This window comes from Rhodanobacter sp. FW510-R10 (genome assembly GCF_058781105.1).
Genome location: NZ_JBYSWL010000001.1, coordinates 2,805,810 through 2,827,516, shown reverse-complemented (window position 1 = coordinate 2,827,516; position 21,707 = coordinate 2,805,810). Strand labels below are relative to the sequence as shown.

General features: G+C 66.3%; 21 protein-coding genes. 19 read left to right on the top strand and 2 right to left on the bottom strand.

Annotation, left to right across the window (positions count from 1 at the left end):
• Positions 1-19: 19 nt before the first annotated feature.
• From AC3WJB_RS12410 to AC3WJB_RS12400, 3 genes are all read left to right on the top strand, one after another.
• On the top strand, positions 20-2,314 hold the full coding sequence (locus AC3WJB_RS12410; protein WP_492681958.1) for a hydroxymethylglutaryl-CoA reductase, degradative: 2,295 nt from the start codon (positions 20-22) through the stop codon (positions 2,312-2,314).
• Positions 2,307-2,885 (top strand): isopentenyl-diphosphate Delta-isomerase, encoded by a 579-nt coding sequence (gene idi, locus AC3WJB_RS12405; RefSeq protein WP_492681956.1) that lies wholly within the window; start codon positions 2,307-2,309, stop codon positions 2,883-2,885. Before AC3WJB_RS12410 ends, idi begins: the two co-directional genes overlap by 8 nt.
• 124 nt (positions 2,886-3,009) lie before the next feature.
• Positions 3,010-3,519, top strand: coding sequence for a DUF1993 domain-containing protein (locus AC3WJB_RS12400; RefSeq protein WP_492681954.1), 510 nt, complete (start codon positions 3,010-3,012; stop codon positions 3,517-3,519).
• A gap of 23 nt (positions 3,520-3,542) precedes the next feature.
• On the opposite strand, the gene asd is transcribed toward AC3WJB_RS12400, so the two are convergent.
• A complete protein-coding gene (asd, locus tag AC3WJB_RS12395; protein ID WP_492681952.1) occupies positions 3,543-4,403 on the bottom strand; it encodes an archaetidylserine decarboxylase in 861 nt (286 codons plus the stop codon).
• A gap of 80 nt (positions 4,404-4,483) precedes the next feature.
• Here asd and prmB point away from each other — a divergent pair, with 80 nt between their 5' ends.
• The 16 genes from prmB to AC3WJB_RS12315 all read left to right on the top strand — a co-directional run bounded on the left by prmB (position 4,484) and on the right by AC3WJB_RS12315 (position 19,541).
• Complete coding sequence (prmB, locus tag AC3WJB_RS12390) at positions 4,484-5,413, top strand: 50S ribosomal protein L3 N(5)-glutamine methyltransferase (RefSeq protein ID WP_492681950.1); 930 nt, start codon at positions 4,484-4,486, stop codon at positions 5,411-5,413.
• A 61-nt stretch (positions 5,414-5,474) separates the two neighbouring features.
• Entirely contained in the window at positions 5,475-6,578 is a 1,104-nt protein-coding gene (gene aroC / locus AC3WJB_RS12385) for a chorismate synthase (protein ID WP_492681948.1), read from the top strand.
• Positions 6,579-6,855: 277 nt separating this feature from the next.
• Positions 6,856-7,887 (top strand): aspartate-semialdehyde dehydrogenase, encoded by a 1,032-nt coding sequence (locus tag AC3WJB_RS12380; protein ID WP_492681946.1) that lies wholly within the window; start codon positions 6,856-6,858, stop codon positions 7,885-7,887.
• Positions 7,887-8,183 (top strand): hypothetical protein, encoded by a 297-nt coding sequence (locus AC3WJB_RS12375; RefSeq protein ID WP_492681944.1) that lies wholly within the window; start codon positions 7,887-7,889, stop codon positions 8,181-8,183. Before AC3WJB_RS12380 ends, AC3WJB_RS12375 begins: the two co-directional genes overlap by 1 nt.
• 153 nt (positions 8,184-8,336) lie before the next feature.
• On the top strand, positions 8,337-10,679 hold the full coding sequence (locus AC3WJB_RS12370; RefSeq protein WP_492681942.1) for a FimV/HubP family polar landmark protein: 2,343 nt from the start codon (positions 8,337-8,339) through the stop codon (positions 10,677-10,679).
• Between the two features lie 74 nt (positions 10,680-10,753).
• Entirely contained in the window at positions 10,754-11,521 is a 768-nt protein-coding gene (gene truA / locus AC3WJB_RS12365; protein ID WP_492681940.1) for a tRNA pseudouridine(38-40) synthase TruA, read from the top strand.
• Entirely contained in the window at positions 11,518-12,141 is a 624-nt protein-coding gene (locus AC3WJB_RS12360; RefSeq protein WP_492681938.1) for a phosphoribosylanthranilate isomerase, read from the top strand. Before truA ends, AC3WJB_RS12360 begins: the two co-directional genes overlap by 4 nt.
• 189 nt (positions 12,142-12,330) lie before the next feature.
• The gene (gene trpB, locus AC3WJB_RS12355; RefSeq protein ID WP_492681936.1) at positions 12,331-13,542 is read left to right on the top strand and encodes a tryptophan synthase subunit beta; all 1,212 of its coding nucleotides are present in this window, start codon (positions 12,331-12,333) and stop codon (positions 13,540-13,542) included.
• Complete coding sequence (gene trpA, locus AC3WJB_RS12350; protein ID WP_492681934.1) at positions 13,539-14,339, top strand: tryptophan synthase subunit alpha; 801 nt, start codon at positions 13,539-13,541, stop codon at positions 14,337-14,339. The genes trpB and trpA overlap by 4 nt, the downstream gene beginning before the upstream one ends.
• Positions 14,340-14,447: 108 nt before the next feature.
• A complete protein-coding gene (accD, locus tag AC3WJB_RS12345; protein WP_492681932.1) occupies positions 14,448-15,317 on the top strand; it encodes an acetyl-CoA carboxylase, carboxyltransferase subunit beta in 870 nt (289 codons plus the stop codon).
• 15 nt (positions 15,318-15,332) lie between these two features.
• Positions 15,333-16,736, top strand: coding sequence for a glutamate--tRNA ligase (gene gltX, locus AC3WJB_RS12340; protein WP_492681930.1), 1,404 nt, complete (start codon positions 15,333-15,335; stop codon positions 16,734-16,736).
• Positions 16,737-16,780: 44 nt separating this feature from the next.
• Positions 16,781-17,089: a hypothetical protein gene (locus tag AC3WJB_RS12335; protein WP_492681928.1), complete on the top strand. Its 309-nt coding sequence runs from the start codon at positions 16,781-16,783 to the stop codon at positions 17,087-17,089.
• A 10-nt stretch (positions 17,090-17,099) separates the two neighbouring features.
• On the top strand, positions 17,100-17,597 hold the full coding sequence (locus AC3WJB_RS12330; RefSeq protein ID WP_492683198.1) for a transcriptional repressor: 498 nt from the start codon (positions 17,100-17,102) through the stop codon (positions 17,595-17,597).
• A gap of 94 nt (positions 17,598-17,691) precedes the next feature.
• A complete protein-coding gene (locus AC3WJB_RS12325; RefSeq protein WP_492681926.1) occupies positions 17,692-18,144 on the top strand; it encodes a MerC domain-containing protein in 453 nt (150 codons plus the stop codon).
• 53 nt (positions 18,145-18,197) lie between these two features.
• Positions 18,198-19,145 carry a cation diffusion facilitator family transporter gene (locus AC3WJB_RS12320; protein WP_492681924.1) on the top strand — a complete coding sequence of 316 codons (948 nt, stop codon included), beginning with the start codon at positions 18,198-18,200 and terminating at the stop codon, positions 19,143-19,145.
• Positions 19,146-19,226: 81 nt separating this feature from the next.
• Positions 19,227-19,541, top strand: coding sequence for a 30S ribosomal protein THX (locus AC3WJB_RS12315; protein WP_492681922.1), 315 nt, complete (start codon positions 19,227-19,229; stop codon positions 19,539-19,541).
• Positions 19,542-19,631: 90 nt separating this feature from the next.
• Here AC3WJB_RS12315 and AC3WJB_RS12310 read toward each other — a convergent pair whose 3' ends face one another.
• Positions 19,632-21,437 carry an amidohydrolase gene (locus tag AC3WJB_RS12310; RefSeq protein WP_492681920.1) on the bottom strand — a complete coding sequence of 602 codons (1,806 nt, stop codon included), beginning with the start codon at positions 21,435-21,437 and terminating at the stop codon, positions 19,632-19,634.
• Positions 21,438-21,707: the final 270 nt, after the last annotated feature.

The window sequence follows — 21,707 nt, the reverse complement described above, 5'->3', positions numbered from 1 at the left end:
ATATCACAGAGGGAAGGGCATGGTCGACCTGCAACAGCCAACAACCCCGGGCCCGACGCGCAAGGCCAATCGGGCACGCATGCCCGGGTTCTACAAGCTTTCGGTCAGTGAACGCGTACAACTGGTGCACGAGCGTGGCCTGTTGTCGCCACAGGACTATCGCGCCTGGCTGAGCGGCGAACATACCCTGGGCGTCGCCCTGGCCGACAAGATGATCGAGAACGTGGTCGGCGTCATGGGCCTGCCGGTCGGCCTCGGGCTCAATTTCCTCATCAACGGCAAGGACTATGTCATCCCGCTGGTGGTCGAAGAGCCGTCCATCGTGGCGGCGTTGAGCGCGGCGGCAAAACTGGTGCGCGGCGCTGGTGGCTTCGCCACGCGCAGCACTGAGCCGGTGCTGATCGGCCAAGTCCAGGTGGTCGATGTCGCGCATTCGAGCCAGGCGCGCATTGCCCTGCTGCAGCGCAAGGATGAGATCCTCAATCTGGCGAACAGCCTGCATCCAAAGATGGTGGCGCGCGGTGGCGGGGCCAGGGACATCGAGGTGGTGATCCACGCTGCACCGGATGGCGCCGGCGACATGGTGGTGCTGCATCTGCTGGTCGACACCTGCGACGCCATGGGCGCCAACCTGGTCAACTCGATGTGCGAGGGCGTGGCGCCGCTGGTCGAGTCGATCACCGGCGGCAAGGTCTTCCTGCGCATCCTCTCCAACCTGAGCGACCGAGCGATGGTCTGGGCCAGGTGCGTCATCCCGACGAGCCTCCTCGAGGCCAAGGACCATGACGGCGCGGAAGTGCGCGACGGCATCATCCGCGCAAACGACCTGGCGATTGTCGACCCCTACCGGGCGGCCACGCACAACAAGGGCGTGATGAACGGCGTGGATGCGGTGGCCCTGGCCACCGGCAACGACTGGCGGGCGCTGGAGGCCGCTGCCCATGCCTATGCCGCCAGGGGCACGGCGTATACCGCCTTGACCAGCTGGTCCAAGGATGCGGACGGCAACCTGGTCGGCAGCATCGAGATGCCGATGAAGGTAGGCATCGTCGGGGGCCCGTTGCAATCCAACCCCACCGTGGCGCTCAACCACCACCTGCTCGGGGTGAAGAGTGCCCGTGAGCTGGCCGAGGTGATGGGCGCCGTGGGCCTGGCGCAGAATTTTTCCGCCTTGCGCGCCCTGGTCACCGATGGCATCCAGCACGGGCACATGCACCTGCACGCGCGCAGCGTGGCGATTGCCGCCGGCGCCACGGCGGAGATCTTCGACGCCGTGGTCCGGCGCCTGCAGGCCGAAGGCGAGATCAAGATCTGGCGGGCACAGCAGATCGTCGCCGAGCTGCGCCAGGACAGCACGCCCAAGCCGGCGCGCCGTGCGCAACAGGCTGCCGTCGAGGAGTTCTCGGCCGGACACGGCAAGGTCATCCTGCTTGGCGAGCACGCCGTGGTGTATGGCCGCCACGCGATTGCCGGGCCGGTGCCGCTGGCGATCCGCGCGCGCGTGCAGGCGGCGGAGCAGGGCATCCACCTGGTGATCCCGCGCTGGGGCATCGAGCAGCGGCTGCAAAAGGGCGTGGCCAGTCCCGATTCGTTCCAGCGCTCGCTGCTGATGATCCTGGAAACGCTGGGCATTGCCGACCGCAACCTGCAGATCGAGGCCTATCCCTGCGTGCCGCGCGCGATGGGCCTGGGCGGCTCGGCGGCGTTGGCAGTGGCGGTGATCCGCGCGCTGGACAGCTACTGCCGGCTCAACCTGGGCGACGAGCGGATTTGTGCGCTGGCGTTCCAGTGCGAACGCATCGCCCATGGCACGCCCTCCGGCATCGACAACACGGTGGCCACGTTTGGGCGGCCATTGCTCTACCAGCGTGGCGATCCGCCCAAGGTACAGACCCTGGATCTGCACCGGCCCCTGCCGCTGGTGATCGGCATGAGCGGTACCGAGAGCCTGACGGCGCGCATGGTGGCGCGGGTGCATGAGGCCTGGGAGCGCAACCGCGCCTTGTATGAGCGCATCTTCGACGAGATTGACACCTTGACTCTGCACGCGCTCGATGCGCTGCGGGCTGGCGACATCGCCCAGCTCGGTGAGTTGATGAACATCTGCCAGGGCCAGTTGAACGCGCTGCAGGTGTCCTGTTCGCCGATCGAGCAGCTGGTGCAGCTGGCCCGCGACAACGGCGCGGTCGGCGCCAAGCTCACCGGCGGTGGCGGTGGCGGTTCAGTGATTGCGCTGTGCCCTGAAGGTGGCCAGAAGGTCGTGCAGGCCATGCAGAACGCCGGCTTCCAGGCGATGGAGGTGATGTTTGGATAAGCAGCCAGCCGCTGGCGCCGGCGTCTCGTCGGAAGCCGAGGAACTGATCCTGGTCGATGCGCTGGACCGCGTCCTGGGCCATGCAAGCAAGGCCGCGTGCCACGATGGCGACGGCGTCCTGCATCGCGCGTTCTCCCTGTTCGTGTTCAACCCGGCCGGTGCTTTGCTGCTGCAGCAACGCAGTGCCGGCAAGCGCCTGTGGCCGAGCTACTGGGCCAACACCTGCTGCAGTCATCCGCGCCGTGGCGAGAGCCTGGACGAAGCCGCGCAACGCCGCCTGTGGCAGGAGATGGGCATGCATTGCCACCTGCGCCATGTGTACAAATTCCAGTACCACGCGCGCTACGGCATATCGGGGTCTGAGCATGAGTTGTGCTCGGTGTTTGTCGGCACCACGGACGCGCCCGTGCAGGCCAACCGCACGGAAGTCGCGGCCTGGCGCTTCATCATGCCGGAGGCGCTGGATGCCGAGATGGCGGCATCCTCGGACCAGTTCACGCCGTGGCTGAAGCTGGAATGGCAGCGCTTGCGGGGCGACTTCCGGCACGAGCTCCCTGCGACGCCGGCTTGAAGGGCAGGCGGGCCGTCCTGCGTTTGTGCGCCCGCCGAATTGATGCGCCGCCGACAAGGGCCGGGATACCGCCGACCTGCAGGCATATACTCGCGCAGTTTTTCCAACTCATTGAGGAGTTCAAATGGGCACATGCATGTACGACGCGTCCGTCCCGGTATTGCGGCAGATGCTGGGCAGCCTCGACGCCATCCTGGAGAAGGCCGAGCATCATGCGGCGGAGAAGCACATCGAGCCGTCGGCGCTGATCCAGTCGCGGCTGTTTCCGGACATGTTCACGTTTTCCCGCCAGGTGGCGATTGCCTGCCACTTCGCGCGCAGCGTCGCGACCGACCTGGCTGGTGTCGACGTGCCGCAAGCCAAGCACCCGGGCGATACCTTTGCCGGCTTGCGTGCGCAGGTCGCCGAGGTTTTGCGTGCGGTTGCCGCGCTGACGCCTGCGCAGTTCGAAGGTAGCGAGAAGCGCGATGTGACCGTCCATCCCGGCACGCCGCACGAAGGCCACTTCAGCGGCGACAAGTATCTCCTGCACTACGCCCTGCCGCAGTTCTTCTTCCATGTCACCACGGCCTATGCGCTGCTGCGCCACGCCGGGGTGGAGATTGGCAAGCGCGACTTCGTCGGCAAGTTCTGAGTCGCTGATGCTGCGCCGCCGGTTCAGCCTGGTGTCGATGCAGCCACGCATCGACCCAGGCGTTCGCCGACGCGCACGGACTGGTCCGGCTGCCACGCATCGAGCACGGCGGTGCCGCCCGGCAGCAGCACGATGACGGTGGAACCCATGTTGAAGCGCGCCATCTCGGCAAAGCGCTCGAGCGTGACCGGATGGTCGGCGAAGGATCTGCGTCCGATCGCGGCCGCGTAGGGCGGAATCACCAACCCGTCCCAGACTGTCGCAATCGACGACACCAGCATGGCGCCAACCATTACCACCGCGAATCGGCCCTGTGGCCCTTCGAAATGGCATACCAGGCGCTCGTTGCGGGCAAACAGGCGCGGGATCCCGGCCACCGCAAACGGCGCCACGCTGAAAATCCGCCCCGGCACGTGCACGGTCTCGCGCAGCGTACCGGCCAGTGGCATGTGTACGCGGTGATAGTCGCGTGGCGAGAGGTAGATAGTAACGAAGCTTCCGGCACAATAGGGCGCCGCTGCCGCCTCGTCGCTGCCCAGCAGCTCGACGACGCTGTAGTCCTGGCCCTTGGCCTGGAACACGCGGCCGTCGACGATCGCTCCGGCCTGGCTGATGCGGCCATCGGCCGGGGACAACAGCGCCTGTGCATCGGCATCGGGCCGGCGCGCTTCCCGCCGCAGCCGGCGGGTGAAGAAGGCGTTGAAGTGCTGATAGGCCAACGCGTCAGGCTGCAGCGCCTCGCTCATGTCGACCTGGTAGCGGCGCAGCACCGCGCCAATCAGCCAGTTCTTCCACGGCGTAAAGGTCCAGCGCGTGGCATGGTAGACCAGCCGGGACAAGGCGCGATGGGGCAGGATGTATTGCAGCAGCAGGCGAATGCTCATCGGCGGAGTATACGGAACGGCCGGACCGGACCGGTGCCGGTCGTATACTCGGCGACCGCCTGCCCGCCATCGGAGCGACCGTGACTGCAGAACTCGCTTCCATCATCGATTTCATCCGCTACGCGGCCAGCCGCTTTGCCGCTGCCGGGCTCACCTTCGGTCACAGCCACGACAACCCGATTGACGAGGCGACGCACCTGGTCCTGGCCAGCTTGCACCTGCCGCCCGACCTGCCGCCGGCGTACGCTGCGGGCAAGCTGGTCCAGACCGAGCGCACCAGGATCCTCGAGCTCATCGAGCGACGCATTGCCGAACGCGTGCCGGTGGCCTACCTGGTCGGGGAGGCCTGGTTTGCCGGGCTCCAGTTCAAGAGCGACCGCCGGGCCCTGGTGCCGCGTTCGCCGATTGCCGAGCTGATTGAATCGGGCTTCGCTCCCTGGCTGGACGAGCGTCCGGTCGAGGCCGCGCTGGACCTGTGCACGGGTTCGGGTTGCATCGGCATCGCGATGGCCGCGTACAACCCGGATTGGTGCGTGGATCTGGCCGACATCGATGCCGATGCGCTGGCGCTGGCCGCCGAAAACATCGCGCGGCACCAGCTCGGCGACCGCGTCCAGGCGATTCGTTCGGACCTGTTTGCCGGATTGGACGGGCGTCGCTACGACCTGATCGTCAGCAACCCCCCCTATGTCACCGACGCCGAGTACGCGGCGCTGCCGGCGGAGTACGCGCACGAACCGCAGCGTGGCCTGCTGGCTGGGGAGGACGGGCTGGATCTCTGCCTGCGCATATTGGATGGTGCCGCCGCGCACCTCACCGAGCAGGGCCTGCTGATCGTCGAGGTCGGCGAGAGCGAGCGGGCGCTCGGCGCGATGTTGCCCGGGCTGCCGCTGGTATGGCTGGAATTCAGGGTCGGCGCCATGGGCGTGTTTGCCGTGGAACGGGCGGACCTGCTTGACCACGCCGCGGCAATCCATGCTGCGGCGGCGGGACGTCCAGGACTTTCCTGAGGTTGTTGCCTGCCGCGGGTTGTCGCTAAGCTGTGCCGGTCATTTCGGGCGATCGTCATTCGTGTCCAGCAACTCCTTTGGCAAGCTGTTCACCGTCACCACCTTTGGCGAGAGCCATGGCCCGGCGATTGGTTGCGTGGTCGACGGCTGCCCGCCCGGCCTGCCCCTGGCGTCCGACGAGTTCAAGCCCGACCTGCTTCGCCGCTCCACCGGGCGCAGCCGCTACACCTCGCAGCGCCATGAGGCTGACGAGGTGGAGATCCTTTCCGGGATCTACGAGGGCCGGACCACCGGCACGCCGATAGCCCTGTTGATCCGCAATACCAACCAGCGCAGTCGTGACTACGAGCGCATTGCGCAGACGTTTCGGCCGGGGCATGCCGACTACACGTATTGGCAAAAGTATGGCATCCGCGATCCCCGTGGCGGCGGTCGGGCCTCGGCGCGCGAGACGACGATGCGCGTTGCGGCCGGCGTCATCGCCAAGAAGTGGCTGGCCGAACGACATGGCGTGCGCGTACGTGGCTACCTGGCCCAGTTGGGTGACATCCTCCCGGAAGGCTTCGACTGGAATGCAATCGAAGCCAATCCGTTCTTTTGGCCGCATGCGCCGCAGGTGCCTGCGCTGGAAACGCACATCAACCAGTTGCGCAAGGCGGGCGACTCGGTGGGTGCGCGCGTCGACGTCGTGGCCGATGGCATTCCGCCCGGCTGGGGCGAGCCGGTATACGGCAAGCTGGATGGTGAATTGGCGGCCGCACTGATGTCGATCAACGCCGTCAAGGGGGTCGAGGTCGGCGACGGCTTTGCGGTCGTGACGCAACGTGGCAGCCAGCACCGCGACGAAATGCACGTGGATGGCTTTGCCTCGAATCATGCCGGCGGCATCCTGGGCGGCATCAGTACCGGCCAGGCGTTGCGCGTCTCGATCGCGCTGAAGCCGACCTCGAGCATCCTCGTCCCGGGGCACAGCGTGGACCTGGCGGGCGAGCCGACCGAGGTGGTCACCAAGGGTCGACACGACCCCTGCGTCGGTATCCGTGCCACGCCGATCGCCGAAGCCATGGTTGCGCTGGTCTTGATCGACCAGGCCTTGCGCCATCGCGCGCAATGCGGCGACGTTGGCGTGGTGAGCCCGCGCATTCCCGCCGGACCGGAAGGCTGAGTCATGCACGGATCACCAGCGGACCGGCCGCGGGTGAGATTTCCCGCCCGACCCGGTCAATTCCGGCCTGCCGGCGTGCAAGAATGCATCGTTCAGCCTGCATGTCGCCCGTGCCACGGGCGCGGTGGTCATGATGGCTTTGGCGGTCGGGATGTCATGGCTTTCTTCGGTCGGGAACGGCCACCTGCTGCCGGCAAGCGGCCGAACGTCCTCAATCCGGCCGTGCTGACGGCCAGCGACGGCAGCCTTCACCCACTCTCGGAACCGTAGTCAGTCCATGAGCAAAAAGAGCAGCTACAAGGTCGCCATGGTCGGTGCCACCGGCGCGGTCGGCGAAACCTTGCTCGGCATCCTGGCCGAACGCAGCTTCCCGGTGAGCGAACTCGTAGCCGTGGCGAGCGAGCGTTCGGCCGGAGACACGGTGCGCTTCGGGCAGCGTGCCCTGACCGTTCGCGACCTGGCGACCTATGACTTTGCCGGGGTGGACATCGCGTTTTTCTCCGCCGGCGGCGCGGTCAGCCGCGTGCATGCGCCACGGGCGGCGGCGGCGGGTGCCGTGGTGATCGACAACACCTCGGAGTTCCGCTACCAGGATGACATTCCCCTGGTGGTGAGCGAGGTGAACCCGCACGCGCTGGCGGATTATGCCGCACGCGGTATTGTCGCCAACCCGAATTGTTCGACGATGCAGATGCTGGTGGCGCTGGCGCCGATCCATCGCGCGGTGGGCATCGAACGCATCAATGTGGCGACCTACCAATCCGTATCGGGGGCCGGACGCTCGGGCATGGAGGAGCTGGGCAGGCAGACGGCGTCCCTGCTGAATTTCCAGGGTGCGCAGCCGCGCACGAAATTCCCGGCGCAAATCGCCTTTAATGTCATCCCACAAATCGATGATTTTGAAGCGAATGGTTATACGCGAGAGGAAATGAAGCTGGTATGGGAAACGCGCAAGATCCTGGAGGACGAGTCGATCCGGGTGAACCCGACGGCGGTGCGCGTGCCCGTGTTCTACGGACACGCCGAAGCCGTGCACATCGAGACCCGGGATGCCATCAGCGTGGATGCCGCACGGGAACTGTTGCGCCAGGCGCCGGGTGTGGTGTTGATGGATGAGCGCAAGCCGGGCGGCTATCCGACCCCGGTCGGCGAGGCGGCCGGACACGATGCCGTCTTCGTCGGCCGCTTGCGCGCGGATATTTCGCACGACCGCGGCCTGGACCTCTGGGTGGTGGCGGACAATATCCGCAAGGGCGCCGCGCTCAATGCCGTACAGATCGCCGAGTTGCTGATTGAGGACTACTTGTGATGCGAGGGCGCTCCGTAACGGTCCTGGCGGGCTGGATCCTGGCAGCGGTCGTCGGTGGCGTGGCAGCCCAGTCGCCAAGCCAGGCCTCGGTTGCCGCGACGGTCGCCGAGACGCCGGCCGCACGCAGCACCCGGGCAGCGCAACCGGCGATCAAGCGATTGCAGCAGGCCGTTTCGGCCGCGGAGGCCAGGCGCCAGGAAATCCAGCGCCGGCTAAGCGAGCAGGATCGCGAGATCCAAGCCTTGCGGCGCCAGTTGCAGGTCACCGGCCATCAGGAATCCAAGCTGCTGCATTGAACTTGGACACAAGTCTTCATACTGCACTTTATCTAGTGGTTGCAGGTATTGTTGATTGGGGCACTTCTAATTAAAGTGACCACTCGCTTGGGCTGGTTGCCGCAGTGCGGCAACCCCACGAATGGCGCCATGACGGCGTCCGGGGGATACACGATGAATCGCTTGTTGAAGTTGCCGCTGCTGGTCGCCTTGACGCTGTGCAGCACACAACTGCTGGCCGTGGATTTTGGCCAGGTTCGGGTCCTCTCCAATCTTGGCCAGCCGCTCCTGGCGGAAATCCCACTGCACGGCGCAAGCCCGGCCGAATTGAAGGACTTGACGGCAAGCCTGGCCTCGCCCGGCGAATACGAACGAGCCGGCATCGTCGGTGGCCGCGCGTCGGTGCCCTTGAGCTTCAGTGTCGTTGCCGGTCCGGGCGGTCAGCACTTCATCCGCATCTCCAGCAGCGCGCCTGTCGACGATCCCTACCTCGACCTGCTGTTGGACGTGAACACGGCGACCGGCAAGAGCGTGCACGAATTCGCCATACTTCTCGATCCGCCGGGCGCGACCGAGGCACCGGTTGCCCGCGCGCAAGCCCCGGCACCTGCCCCCGCCAGCCCTGCCCCCGCGGCGCGCCCGGCTGCCGCGCCGCCTGCATCGGCCACACGGCCTGCCGCAGTTGCGCCAGCGGCGGCGCCTGCCGCCACAGCCCAGACCGCGGGAGCCGTGACCAAGGGCACGTATGGGCCGGTGGAGCGAGGCCAGACCTTGACTGGGATTGCGCAACAGACCTTGCCGGCCGGCGTGGACATCAACCAGATGCTGCTGGCGATCAAGCAGGCCAACCCGGATGCGTTCTATCGCGACAACATCAATACCTTGAAAACGGGTGCCGTGCTGCGCGTACCGAGCGCGACAGACGCCCAGGCCTTGACCGTGGCAGCGGCGATCGCCGAGGTCCGCCGGCAGAATGGCGAATGGCGTGGGGGTGAGCTCGGCACGCCGGCAGCCGTGGCGGACGCGGCAACGCGCTCGCCCGCCACGAATACTGCCGCGACTGGCGCCGCGAACAGCGGCGACCGGCTGGCCTTGCTGGCGGCAAAGGATACGGGCAAGGCCGGTACCGGCGGCAACGCTGCCGGCGAGTCGGCTGCCGAGCTGCGCAAGAGTCTGCTGCAGGCCCGGGAAAGCCTGGCCAGCGAACGGCAGCAAGTCTCCGATTTGCAGGCCCACGTGAAGCAACTCGATGACGTGAACCGCAAAAGCGCGCGCCTGCTGTCGCTGAAGGATAGTGAGATTGCCGAGCTGCAGGCGAGATTGGCGGCGGCGCGCAAGGGGAGCACGGCGACGCCAGCTCCGACGGCCACCGGCAAGGCAGCGGCCCCTGCGGCCGGCGCCCTGGCGAGGGCGCAATCGGCGGCACGATCCATGGCGGCGACAGCTCCGGCCAACGCGGCGTCAAGCCTCGCAGCCGTGCCGCCCGCCACGGGCAGTGCGGGTGTGGCCGCTTCGGCAACGAGTGTTGCCGCCAGCGCGCAGGCTACGCCTGCGTCGACCTCGGGGGTCAAGTCCGCCGCGACTTCGGCTGCTGCGACGCCGGCGGCACCGGCACAACAACCCTGGTACATGCAAACCTGGGCCTGGATTGCCGGCATCGGCGTTGTCGTGCTGCTGATCCTGGGGGGCTTGCTCGGTCGCCCCCGCAAGCGCCCGGCCTCACCTGCGGGCAAGATCGCGCCGTCGCTTGCCGACAGCTTTGGCGCCGCAGACGCAACTGACGAACCGACGACGGGCGATGTCGACCATGACGAACTGCTGGACCAGCTTGCCGGGCACCCGGATGATCTCGACCTGCACCTGCAGTTGGTGACGTTGTATTACTCGCGTCGGGACGTCGAGCACTTCGAGGCGGCGGCGGAAGCGATGTATGCGCACATCACCGACCCGCAGCAGGACGAATGGCAGGACGTGGTGCACATGGGTGAAGACCTGGTACCCGAACACCCGCTGTTCTCGCACCTGGTGCAGCCGCCCGGCGCGCCGGACCATACGCCGCTGGAAGATTTCGACATCGACGATTACGCGGACGACGACGCAACCCTGGTGACCCCCGTCGTGGAGTCGCCGGCAGGCGCCGAAGCCTCGGCTGGCGACCTGACGGCCGCTGATGTCCCGTTGGAGTTTGGCGACACGGAGACGCCAGCCGGGCTGTACGCCGTTTCCGAGCAGCTCGACGTCAGTCCCGATCAGCCGGACGCCACCGTGGCGTCTGCGGATCCGGGAAGCCCGGTGGATGAGGTGGATACCGCGCCCGCGCCGGAAATCGACGGCGTGGACGACCAACTGGGCGAGTTCAACGATGATCCGATCGATACCAAGCTCGACCTGGCTCGCGCCTATCTCGACATGGGCGACGAAGAGGGTGCACGAGCCATGCTCGATGAGGTCCTGAAAGAAGGCAGCCAGATGCAGAAGGATGTCGCCATCGGTTTGCTGGGCGGCCTGCCAACCTGAGCGACAAGTGCTTCAAGCACGCAGGAGGAGAGTGGCGCTGCTAAAGTTGCGGCTTTTGAGCGCAGTTGCTCCTCATGCGTATAGCCTTGGGTATTGAGTACGACGGCACAGATTACCTCGGCTGGCAGCGCCTGGTCGAAGGCTCCAGCGTGCAGGCGGTGGTCGAGCAGGCCTTGTCCCGGGTCGCCGCGCATCCCGTGACCGTGCGTTGTGCTGGCCGCACCGACACAGGCGTGCATGCCCGTTGCCAGGTCGTGCATTTCGATACCGAGGCGCAGCGCGAAATGTACGGCTGGGTGTTGGGTACGTGTTCCAACCTGCCGGCCAGCGTTGCCGTGTTGTGGGCGCAGCCGGTGGCGCCGGATTTCCATGCGCGTTTTGCCGCCCGCAGCCGCCGCTACTGCTACCGCATCCTCAATCGACCGGTGCGCGCGGCCCTGGATGCGCGCTGGGTGACCTGGGAGCGCCTGCCACTGGACGCGCCGGCGATGCATGCGGCGCTGCAGACGCTGCTGGGTGCCCACGATTTCACCGCGTTCCGCGCGCTGTCATGCCAGGCCAAGCATCCGCTGCGTACCGTGCTCGCGGCCAGCGTGCGCCGCGAGGGCGAGCAGGTGCTGGTGGAGATTGAGGCAAACGGGTTTTTACATCACATGGTGCGCAACATCGTGGGCTCGCTGCTCCTGGTTGGCCGCGGCGAGCAGCCGGTGTCATGGCTCGCGGAATTGCTGGAGCGCCGCAACCGCCAGGTCGCCGGGCCGACCGCGCCTTCCAGTGGACTGACCTTCATTGGCCCGCGCTACGAGGCGCATTGGGGACTGCCTGCCGAGGTGACGGCATGACCCGCATCAAGTTCTGCGGGATGACACGCAGCGAGGATGCCTTGCTGGCGGCGCGCCTGGGCGCCGATGCGATCGGGGTGGTCTTTGCCGCGCGCAGTCCGCGCCGGGTCAGCCTGGTCCGCGCGCAGGAGATCGTCGGGGCGTTGCCGCCGTTCGTGGCCAGCGTCGCCCTGTTCATGGACGACGCACCGTCGCTGGTGTGGAACGTGCTGGACACCGTGCGGCCGTCGCTGCTGCAGTTCCATGGCCGGGAAACGGACGCCTGGTGCGCACAATTTGGACATCCCTTCATGAAAGCCGTGGCCATGGGTGAGGGCGTCGCGGCGCTCCCGCGGCTGACGGCGTATCCGCATGCTGCCGCACTGCTGCTGGACGGACATGGTCGCGACGAACCCGGCGGGAGCGGGCAAAGCTTCGACTGGTCGCTGGTACCGAAGGGCCTCACGCAGCCGCTCATCCTTGCCGGTGGCCTGAATGCAGCCAACATCGCTGCTGGGATCCACGCGCTGCACCCCTGGGCGGTCGATGTGTCGAGTGCGGTGGAGCGGGCGCCAGGCATCAAGGACGCAGACAAGCTGGCCGCCTTTGTGCACGCCGTGCGCGTGGCCGACCGCGCTTGAGTCCAGCCGTGCCCGGCACGGCCGACATCGCGCCGGCAGGCAGTGGCGGACGCGATATGCGTGCCGGCAGTCCCTGATGTCGCTAACATGGGCGGTCCCGCGCATGGTGCGTGATGACGGTGCCTGCGGCAGCGAACGGCCTTGGCGTTCCGGAATGAGCCGCTCGCTGGACTGGATCGACCCGACGACATGAATGCGATAGTGGACTTCAACGCATATCCGGATTCGCAGGGGCGCTTTGGCGCGTACGGCGGCAGCTACGTCGCCGAGACGCTCATGGCACCCCTGGCCGAGCTGACCGAAGCCTATCTGCGCTGGCGCCAGGACCCGGCTTTCATCGCCGAGCTGGATCGCGACTTGAAGCATTACGTCGGCCGGCCCAGCCCGATCTATCACGCCGAACGCCTGTCGCGGCACGTGGGCGGCGCACAGATCCTGTTCAAGCGCGAGGATTTGAACCACACCGGCGCGCACAAGATCAACAACACCGTCGGCCAGGCGCTGGTGGCCAAGCGCATGGGCAAACCGCGCATCATCGCCGAAACCGGTGCTGGCCAACATGGCGTGGCCAGCGCCACGGTGGCCGCCCGCCTGGGCTTGCAGTGTGCCGTGTACATGGGCGAGGTGGACATCGAGCGGCAGAAGATGAACGTGTACCGGATGAAGCTGCTGGGCGCGGAGGTGATCCCGGTGCGCTCGGGTTCGCGGACCCTGAAGGATGCGCTCAACGAGGCCTTGCGCGATTGGGTCACGAACGTCGCCGACACCTTCTACATGATTGGCACCGTCGCCGGCCCGCATCCATATCCACTGATGGTGCGCGATTTCAATGCGGTGGTCGGGCGGGAGGCACGGGCGCAGATGCTGCAGGAGTTCGGGCGCCTGCCAGACGTGTTGACCGCCTGCGTCGGTGGCGGGTCCAACGCCATAGGCCTGTTCCATGCGTTCCTGAACGATGCCGGGGTGCGCATGGTCGGCGCCGAAGCTGCTGGCGAAGGACTGGCCACGGGACATCACGCGGCGTCGCTGGCGGCCGGGCGGCCCGGTGTCCTGCATGGCAACCGTACTTACGTGCTGTGCGATGACGACGGCCAAATCACCGAGACCCATTCGATTTCCGCCGGCCTGGATTATCCGGGCGTGGGTCCGGAGCATGCGTTCCTGAAAGACGCGGGCCGCGCCGAGTACGTCGGCGTAACAGATGAGGAGGCCTTGGCGGCATTCCATCTGTTGTGCCGGCAGGAGGGCATCCTGGCCGCGCTGGAATCCAGCCACGCGGTGGCCCAGGCCATCAAGCTGGCACGGCAGTACCCGCGCGATGCGCTGATCCTGTGCAACTTGTCCGGACGCGGCGACAAGGACGTGCACACCATAGCGGCCCGCGAGCAGGTGGTCGTATGAGCCGCATTGACGACCGCTTTGCCGCCCTGGCCGCCGCATCGCGCACCGGCTTGATCCCGTTCATCACCGCCGGCGATCCGGTGCCGGAACATGCGGTAGTGCTCATGCAGGCGCTGGTCGACGCCGGTGCCGACCTGATCGAGCTGGGCGTGCCTTTCTCCGATCCGATGGCGGACGGCACCGTCATCCAGCACGCCAGTGAGCGTGCCATTGCCAAGGGCGTCGGCCTGGGCAGGATCCTGCGCTGGGTCGAAGAGTTCCGGCACGGCGATGCCACGACTCCGATCGTGCTGATGGGCTATTTGAACCCGCTTGAGGTCCATGGCTACGCGCGGTTTGCGCAGGAGGCCGTGGCGGCCGGGGTGGACGGCGTGTTGGTGGTCGATTGCCCGCTGGAGGAAGCCGCCGTGTTGCGGCCCTTGCGTGCTGCCGGCCTGCAGCAGATCCTGTTGGCCGCGCCGACCACGGCTGCGGCGCGCATGGACCCGCTGGGCAAGGCCGTCGAGGGCTTCCTGTATTATGTTTCCGTCGCCGGCACCACCGGCAACCGGCATATGAGCGCAGATGACGTCGCCGTCCATGTCGCGCAGCTGCGGCGATATACGGACAAGCCCGTGGCCGTTGGCTTCGGCATTCGGGATGCGGCCGGGGCCAAGGCGGTGGCCCGTTTTGCCGACGCCGTGGTGATAGGCAGCGCGTTGGTGGATGCCCTGGATGGCGCCATGACTGCCGAGGCGATTGCCTCGCGCGCGCGGGAATTCCTGGCGCCGATACGCACGGCGCTCGATATGCCATGACGCGGACATCGCAGCCTGCCGACATGGCCGATGCCGCGTCCAGGCGAAGACTTGGGGTCGTCCACCACAGGCCGATCCGTCAACTGTGCAGCTGAAGTGGAGCGCGATGTGAACTGGTTGCAGAAAATCATGAACCCGGCGGGGCGCGTTCCGCAGCCACACATAGGCAAGGGTTCGGTGCCGGAGGGCGTGTGGGGCAAGTGTGATGGCTGCGCGGCCATGCTTTATCGACCCGAGCTCGAGCGCAACCTCATGGTGTGCCCGAAATGCGGCCACCATCATGCACTGCCGGCCCGGACCCGCCTGCGCACGCTGCTGGACGAAGGCGCGGGGGAGGAGCTGTGGGCCGGCATGGAGCCGGTCGATCCGCTCAAGTTCCGCGACAGCAAGAAGTACCGCGACCGCATCGTGGCGGCGCAGAAGAAATCCGGCACCAAGGATGCGCTGGTGGTGATGGATGGGCGGCTGAAAGGCCGTCCGCTGGTTGCCGCTGCGTTCGAGTTTGCCTATATGGGCGGCTCCATGGGCTCGGTGGTAGGCGAGAAGTTCACGCGTGCCGCCGAACGCGCGCTGGCCAAGCACAGCGCACTGGTGTGTTTTTCCGCCACCGGCGGCGCGCGCATGCAGGAAGCGCTGTTCTCGCTGATGCAGATGGCCAAGACCTCGGCCGCGTTGGCCAGGCTGCGCAACGCTGGCGTGCCCTACGTCAGCGTCCTGACCAATCCGACCACCGGCGGCGTGTCGGCCAGCCTGGCCATGCTGGGTGACATCAATATCGGGGAACCGCGGGCGCTGATCGGCTTTGCCGGGCCGCGGGTCATCGAGCAGACCGTGCGCGAGACCTTGCCTGAAGGCTTCCAGCGCTCCGAATTCCTGCTCGAGCACGGCGCGCTCGATCTCATCGTCGACCGCCGTGAAATGCGCGACAAGCTTGCCGAACTGCTCGGCATCCTCATGCGCGAGCCACGCGCAGCCTGAAGTGTTGAAGAACCAATGACCGTACGCACGCGCTTTGCCCCCAGTCCGACTGGATTCCTGCACATTGGTGGCGCACGCACGGCGCTCTACTGCTGGCTCGAGGCCCGTCGCCGCGGCGGTGAATTCCTGCTGCGGATCGAGGACACCGATCGCGAGCGATCCACGGACGCCGCCGTGCAGGCGATCCTCGACGCCATGCAATGGCTGGGGTTGACGGCCGACGAGGCACCGATCTACCAGACCCAGCGCCTGGGCCGCTACCAGCAGGTGGCGAACGAACTGGTGGCTGCCGGCAAGGCGTATTACGCCTATGAAAGCCGCGAAGAGATCGAGGCCATGCGTGAGGCGGCGATGGCCGCCGGCGGGAAGCCGCGTTACAACGGTTACTACCGCGAACGCAACGAGCCCTGGCGCGATGACCCCAACCGGGTCATCCGCTTCAAGACGCCGCACGTGGGGTCGGTGGTCTTCGACGACCGCATCAAGGGTCGGGTCGAGTGGGCCAATGCCGAGCTGGACGACCTGGTGATCTTCCGCTCGGACGGCTGGCCTACCTACAACTTCGCCGTGGTGGTCGACGACAGCGACATGGGTATCACCGAGGTCATCCGTGGCGATGACCATGTGAACAACACGCCGCGGCAGATCAACATCTACGAAGCCCTCGGCGCCAGGATCCCCGAGTTTGCGCACCTGCCGATGATCCTCGACAAAGACGGCAAGAAGCTGTCCAAGCGCACCAGCGCGGTTGGGGTGATGGAATACCGGGAACAAGGTTTCCTGCCGCACGCGTTGTTGAACTACCTGGTGCGCCTCGGCTGGTCGCATGGTGACCAGGAGATTTTCTCGTTGCAGGAGATGGTCGCGCTGTTCGATATTGGCGACGTCAACAAGACCGCGTCGCGCTTCGACATCGAGAAGTTGGCCTGGATCAACCAGCATTATTTGAAATCCGACGATCCGCAGACGCTGGTCAGCGAGTTCGAGTGGCATCTCCGGCGGGCGGGTGTGGATACCGCAGGCGGCCCGGCACCGGTGGATGTGCTGATTGCGCTGCGCGAGCGCGTACATACGTTCGTGGAGATGGTCGAGCGCGCCCGCATCTGGTATGCGCCAATCACGCAATGGGACGACAAGGCCGTGGCCAAGCATCTGCGCAATGCGAATGCGGCACCCATTCTGCAGGAGTTGAAGACCCGGCTGGCGGCGCTGGCCGCCTGGTCGCCAGCGGCCATCCACGAGGTGGTGGCGCAGGTTGCCACGCAGCTTGGCCTGGGCATGGGCAAGGTGGCGCAGCCATTGCGCGTGGCGATGACCGGGACCCAGGTGTCGCCTTCGATCGAGGATACCGTCTACCTGGCCGGGCAAGATCGGGCCTTGCGGCGGATCGACGCCGCCATGGCGCTGGCCAGCGCGTGACTGTGTATTGATGGGCGGCATCCGGCCTGTCGGTGGTGCCTTCCGTGCATGAGTTGCTGGCACGCGCCGTGGCCGGTGTGGATCCATCGGCGCCCGACGCGTTCTGGCAGATGTATGCGCATGTGCTGGCCCTGGTGCCTTGGCAGGCGCTCTGGTGGTGGAACCTCGCTTTTGCTTTGGTCGGTGCGCTGCTTGGACGCTGGCATGGCAGCTGGCGCCGCGGCTTGGCCTGGGGCCTTGTGCTCGGACCGGTCGGCTGGCTGGTGACGATTTTCAGGCCACCCGCGGCGCCTCGCCTGCCGCCGCCGTTGCCGCATTCCGGCCCGGGGAGCCGCGGGCGGCGCGGTGTATAGTTGCCACGAGGTGCATGCCGTGAGTCACGATATCGTTCCCATCGCTCCTGCCCATCGCCCACATCCGCGTGACGCGCAGGGTTTTGTGCGCGTAGTCAAGCGGGTCAGCAAGGAACGCGGCTTGCGCCTGACACCGCTGCGTACTGAAGTCCTCAAGCTGGTGGCCGAGGCCGACAAGCCGGTCAAGGCCTATGACCTGCTCGACCTGTTGCGTGAGAAGCATGGCAACGCGGCGCCGCCGACGGTTTACCGGGCGCTGGATTTCCTGCTCGAGAACCACTTCATCCACAAGCTTGAGTCGATCAACGCGTTTGTCTCCTGCCACCATCCGGCCGAGGCACACCAGGTCCCGTTCCTGATCTGCGACACCTGTTCCAGCGCGCAGGAGGTCTGCGATGACCGCGTCGCCGAGCTGATCGAGGCCCAGGCGATGGCGCTCGGCTTCCGCCCCCAGGTGCAGACCCTGGAAGTGCACGGCGTGTGCAAACGCTGCCTGCGGGCTTCTTGATCCCGTTGCACGTGCTTCCGGCGCGTGCCGGCCCGAGCCGCGAGCAGCGATTTTGCGTTATAATGTAACGCAAGCATGATTCGGAATTGCGCCGATGGCACACGCCGGTTACGTGGAATCAGGGAAAAACCGCAACTCGCCTGCGTGGCGGATCGCGGACCGTATCGGCGCCGGCGCGTCGCTGCTGTGTGCCATCCATTGCGCGGCGCTGCCCTTCGTGCTGGTCATGTTGCCGTTCATCGGGCTCGGCTTTCTCGCCAATGATCGTTTTGAAATCGGCTTCGTCGTGCTGGCCTCGGTGCTGGCCATGGTCGTGCTCACGCGGGGTTTTCGCCGTCACCAGCAACCGTTGCCCTTGCTGCTGGCCGCGCTCGGCATCGCGTTGCTGGTGCTCGGGGTCAGCGACGTGGTCAGCCATGCGCTGCTCGTGCACAGCGTGCTGGTGACCATTGGCGGGGTGTCACTGGCGAGCGCGCACTTCAGCAATTCGCGCAGCTGCCGGCGGGTGGCGGTGCTGCACTTGCCGGGTGCGCAATGCGTGCACTGATCGGACCGGGCGGGTGATTGTGTAACCGCAGCCCGTGTCCTTAGCATTCAGGCATGAATAACGTCCCGCTCGCGCCAGCTGGCCACATGCACGCGCACGACCATATAGCGCGTCCGGATGATGTGCGTAGCCGGCGGCTGGCGTGGGCGTTCGCGCTTACCAGCGTGACGCTGGTGGTGGAAGTGGTCGGGGGAATCTGGTCGGGTTCGCTAGCCTTGCTGGCCGATGCTGGCCACATGCTCGTCGATGCCATGGCGCTGCTGCTGGCCTCAGTCGGTGCCTGGGTTGCCTTGCGTCCGGCCGATACGCGGCGCAGCTATGGCTATGGGCGCATGGAGGTGCTGGTCGGGTTCGTCAATGCCCTGATCCAGCTGGCGCTGGTCGTGTGGATCATCTACGAGGCGGTGACCCGCCTGTGGCACCCGCACGCCATCCTGTCCGGGATCATGCTGGTGGTAGCCGTCGTCGGGCTGCTGGTGAACTTGTTCGTGTTGTGGATGCTGCACGGACACGCCGGGGATGACCTCAACATGGCTAGTGCCGTGTTGCATGTGGTGGGTGACCTGCTGGGTTCCCTCGCGGCTGTAGTGGCTGCACTGGCCATTGGGCTGTTTGGCTGGTTGTGGGCGGACCCGGCGCTTTCCATCGTCGTGGCGTTGCTGATCGCCAACAGCGCCTGGCGCTTGTTGCGCCGGTCCACCCATATCCTCCTGGAAGGCGTGCCCGACGGCATGGACAGTGCAGAGGTGGAGCGTGCGCTGCGCGGGGCGGACGCCTCCATTTGCGGGGTCCATCACCTGCATGTGTGGCAACTCGCGTCCGGCTCGCGCATGGCGACCTTGCACTTGCAACTGCAGCCCGCGGCTAACCCGGAACGGGCCATGCAGTTCGTACGGGAAATCCTGCGACAACGTTTCGACATACGGCATGTGACGGTGCAAATCGATGCCCGGGATTGTCCAGATGAGGACCATGCCTGTGGTGGGGGTGATGTTCCCTAGGCGCGCGGGGAGCGGGCATGGCGCTTTCGGTGGCCGCTGTTATGATCTGAAGCCATCACCTCAATACGTCAGGGAGTCTCCATGGGCAAGGGCGATCGCAAGACCTTCCGCGGCAAGACCTATCGCGGCAGTTATGGCAAAACGCGGCTCCATGCCGCCAAGCCGGCGACTGCCGGTGGCGGGCCCACGGTGACCAGGCCGGCCGTCCGCAAAAGCGCGGCGGTCAAGCCCGCGACCCCGAAGGTGGCAGCCAAGGCTGCGCCGGTAGCCGCAAGCGCCAAGAGCGCCGCCCCGAAGGTGGCGGCGGCCAAAGCCGCGAAGCCAAAGAGCACCACCGCCAAGGCGGCACCGCGCAGCACGACGAAGAAACCTGCTGCCAAGCCGGATGCGGAGTGAGCTCCGGATCACGCATATAAAGAAAGCCCCGCCATGCGGGGCTTTCTTTTATCGTCCGATGCCTGCGCTGCAGGAGGCAGCGAGTCGGCTTCAGTTGACGTGGTTGAACTCGGGCATGGCCTCGAACAATTGGCCGCTGCGCCAGCTGGCTGCCTGCGGATGCGTGTATTCGACCTTGCCACCGACGACGGTGTAGAGCACGCGGGTGCGCAGGATCTGGTCGTCAGGCATGGTGAGCAGGTTGCCGGAGAACACGGTGAGGTCGGCGAGCTTGCCCGGTGTCAACGATCCCAGCTGGTGGTCTTCGAAGATCGCGTAGGCGTTGTTCCAGGTGTATGAGCGCAGTTCCTGCTCACGCGTCTTGCCCTGGGCCGGGAAGAAGGTCTTGCCGTGGCCGTAGGCGCGGGTCACGCCGCAGTAGAAACTGGGTATCGGGTTGATGTCCTCGACGGGGGTGTCGGTGCCATCAAGGACCATCGCGCCGCTCTTGATCAGCGAGTGCCACATGTAGGCGCCGGTACGCGCGCGCTCCTCGCCCAGGCGCGGGATCACCATGGGCGCATCGGAGCAGGCATGGATCGATTGCATGGAGGCGATCACGCCAAGCTGCGCCAGCCGCGGCAGATCTCCGGGCAGCAGATGCTGGGCGTGCTCGATGCGCCAGCGCAGGGCCGGTGCCGCGGGATCTTCGTCAAAGATTTGCTGGAACAGATCCAGGGTTTCGTGGTCGGCGCGATCGCCGATCGCATGCACCGACACCTGGAAGCCGTCGCGGGCCGCGATTCGCGCCATCTGCGCAATATCGGCCATGGGCACGACGTTCTTGCCGGTGATCTCCGGCGCGTCGCTATAGGGCTTCGTGAACCAGGCACTGCGCGTGCCGAGCGCCCCGTCCGAGGTCACCTCGCCGATCCCGCGCACGGTGAAGTGGTTGTCGGCATAGCCGATGGTACGGTATTGCGCCAGATGTGCATCAAGTGAGGCTACCGATTCGCCATCGACATTGACGTACAGCCGCAACGGTATGCCCTGGCCGGCCTGCTGTTTGAGCCAGGCTATCGTCTGGAAGTTCTCGCCCATGTCGACGAATGTCGTGATGCCCTTGCTCAGCGCATCCTGCATGGCCCGGTCGAGTTGCTTGCGGTGCAGCGCGGCGTATTCGGCCGGTGGCAGCGCCTTGAGATAGTCGCTGTAGGCCTGATAGACAGGGTCGGCGGCGGTGTCGCGCAACATGCCGATCGGGTTGCCGTGCGTGTCATGCACGATGCTGCCACCGACCGGATCGGGCGTCTTTGCGGTGATGCCCGCCAGTTTCAGGGCCGCGGCATTGGCATACACGCCATGGTAGCTGGCGGTGATCAACAGCACGGGGTTGTTCGGCGATGCAGCATCGAGGCTGGTCGGCAGAGGCAGGCCGAGCACATTGGGCTGCGGTGCTCGGTCCCACTTGGTTTCCAGCCAGCCCTTGCCAACGATCCATTCGCCCGGCTTGGCCTTGGCCGCGGCCGCCTTGACCATGGCGACGATGTCGTCCCAGTTGGTGGCGGCGCCGACGTTGAGCTGGGTGAGGGATTCGCCGGTCTGCATCAGGTGCCCATGGCCCTCGATGAAACCTGGCGTGACGAAGGCGCCATGCAGGTCCAGTACCTTGGTGCCACTGCCGATGTAGTGCGCTATCGCCTCGTTGCTGCCCACGGCCTCGATCTTGCCGCCGCGCACGGCAATGGCCTGGGCCTGGGGCTGCAGCGGATCGAGGGTCGCCACCACGGCGTCGCGCAATACCAGGTCAGCCGTGGTGAGCTTGGGTGGGAATCCGGAAACGGATGCGGGGCCGGCCAGCGCTGCGCTTGCAGCAGCCAGCAAGGTGATTGGAAACAGCAGGCTGATGCGGCGCATGCGCCCTCCCGGTCGCGAGGCAATTGCGTACTCTACTACTCGACTGCGGCATTGTGACGTGCCATTCGCAAGGCTTGCATGGCCGCCACGGACGTCTAAAGTAGCCCGCGGTACTCGCTCGTCCAAACGCCGCGCGGCAGCACATCCCGGCCGCGCCGTCGCCACGCATGTGGCCGCCCCGCGTCTGACCAGCCCACTGTCCGTTCCGGCCGGTGTTGTCGAAGTTTCCTTCGATGGCGTGCTGCCGTGGCGGCTTGCGCGTGCCAACCG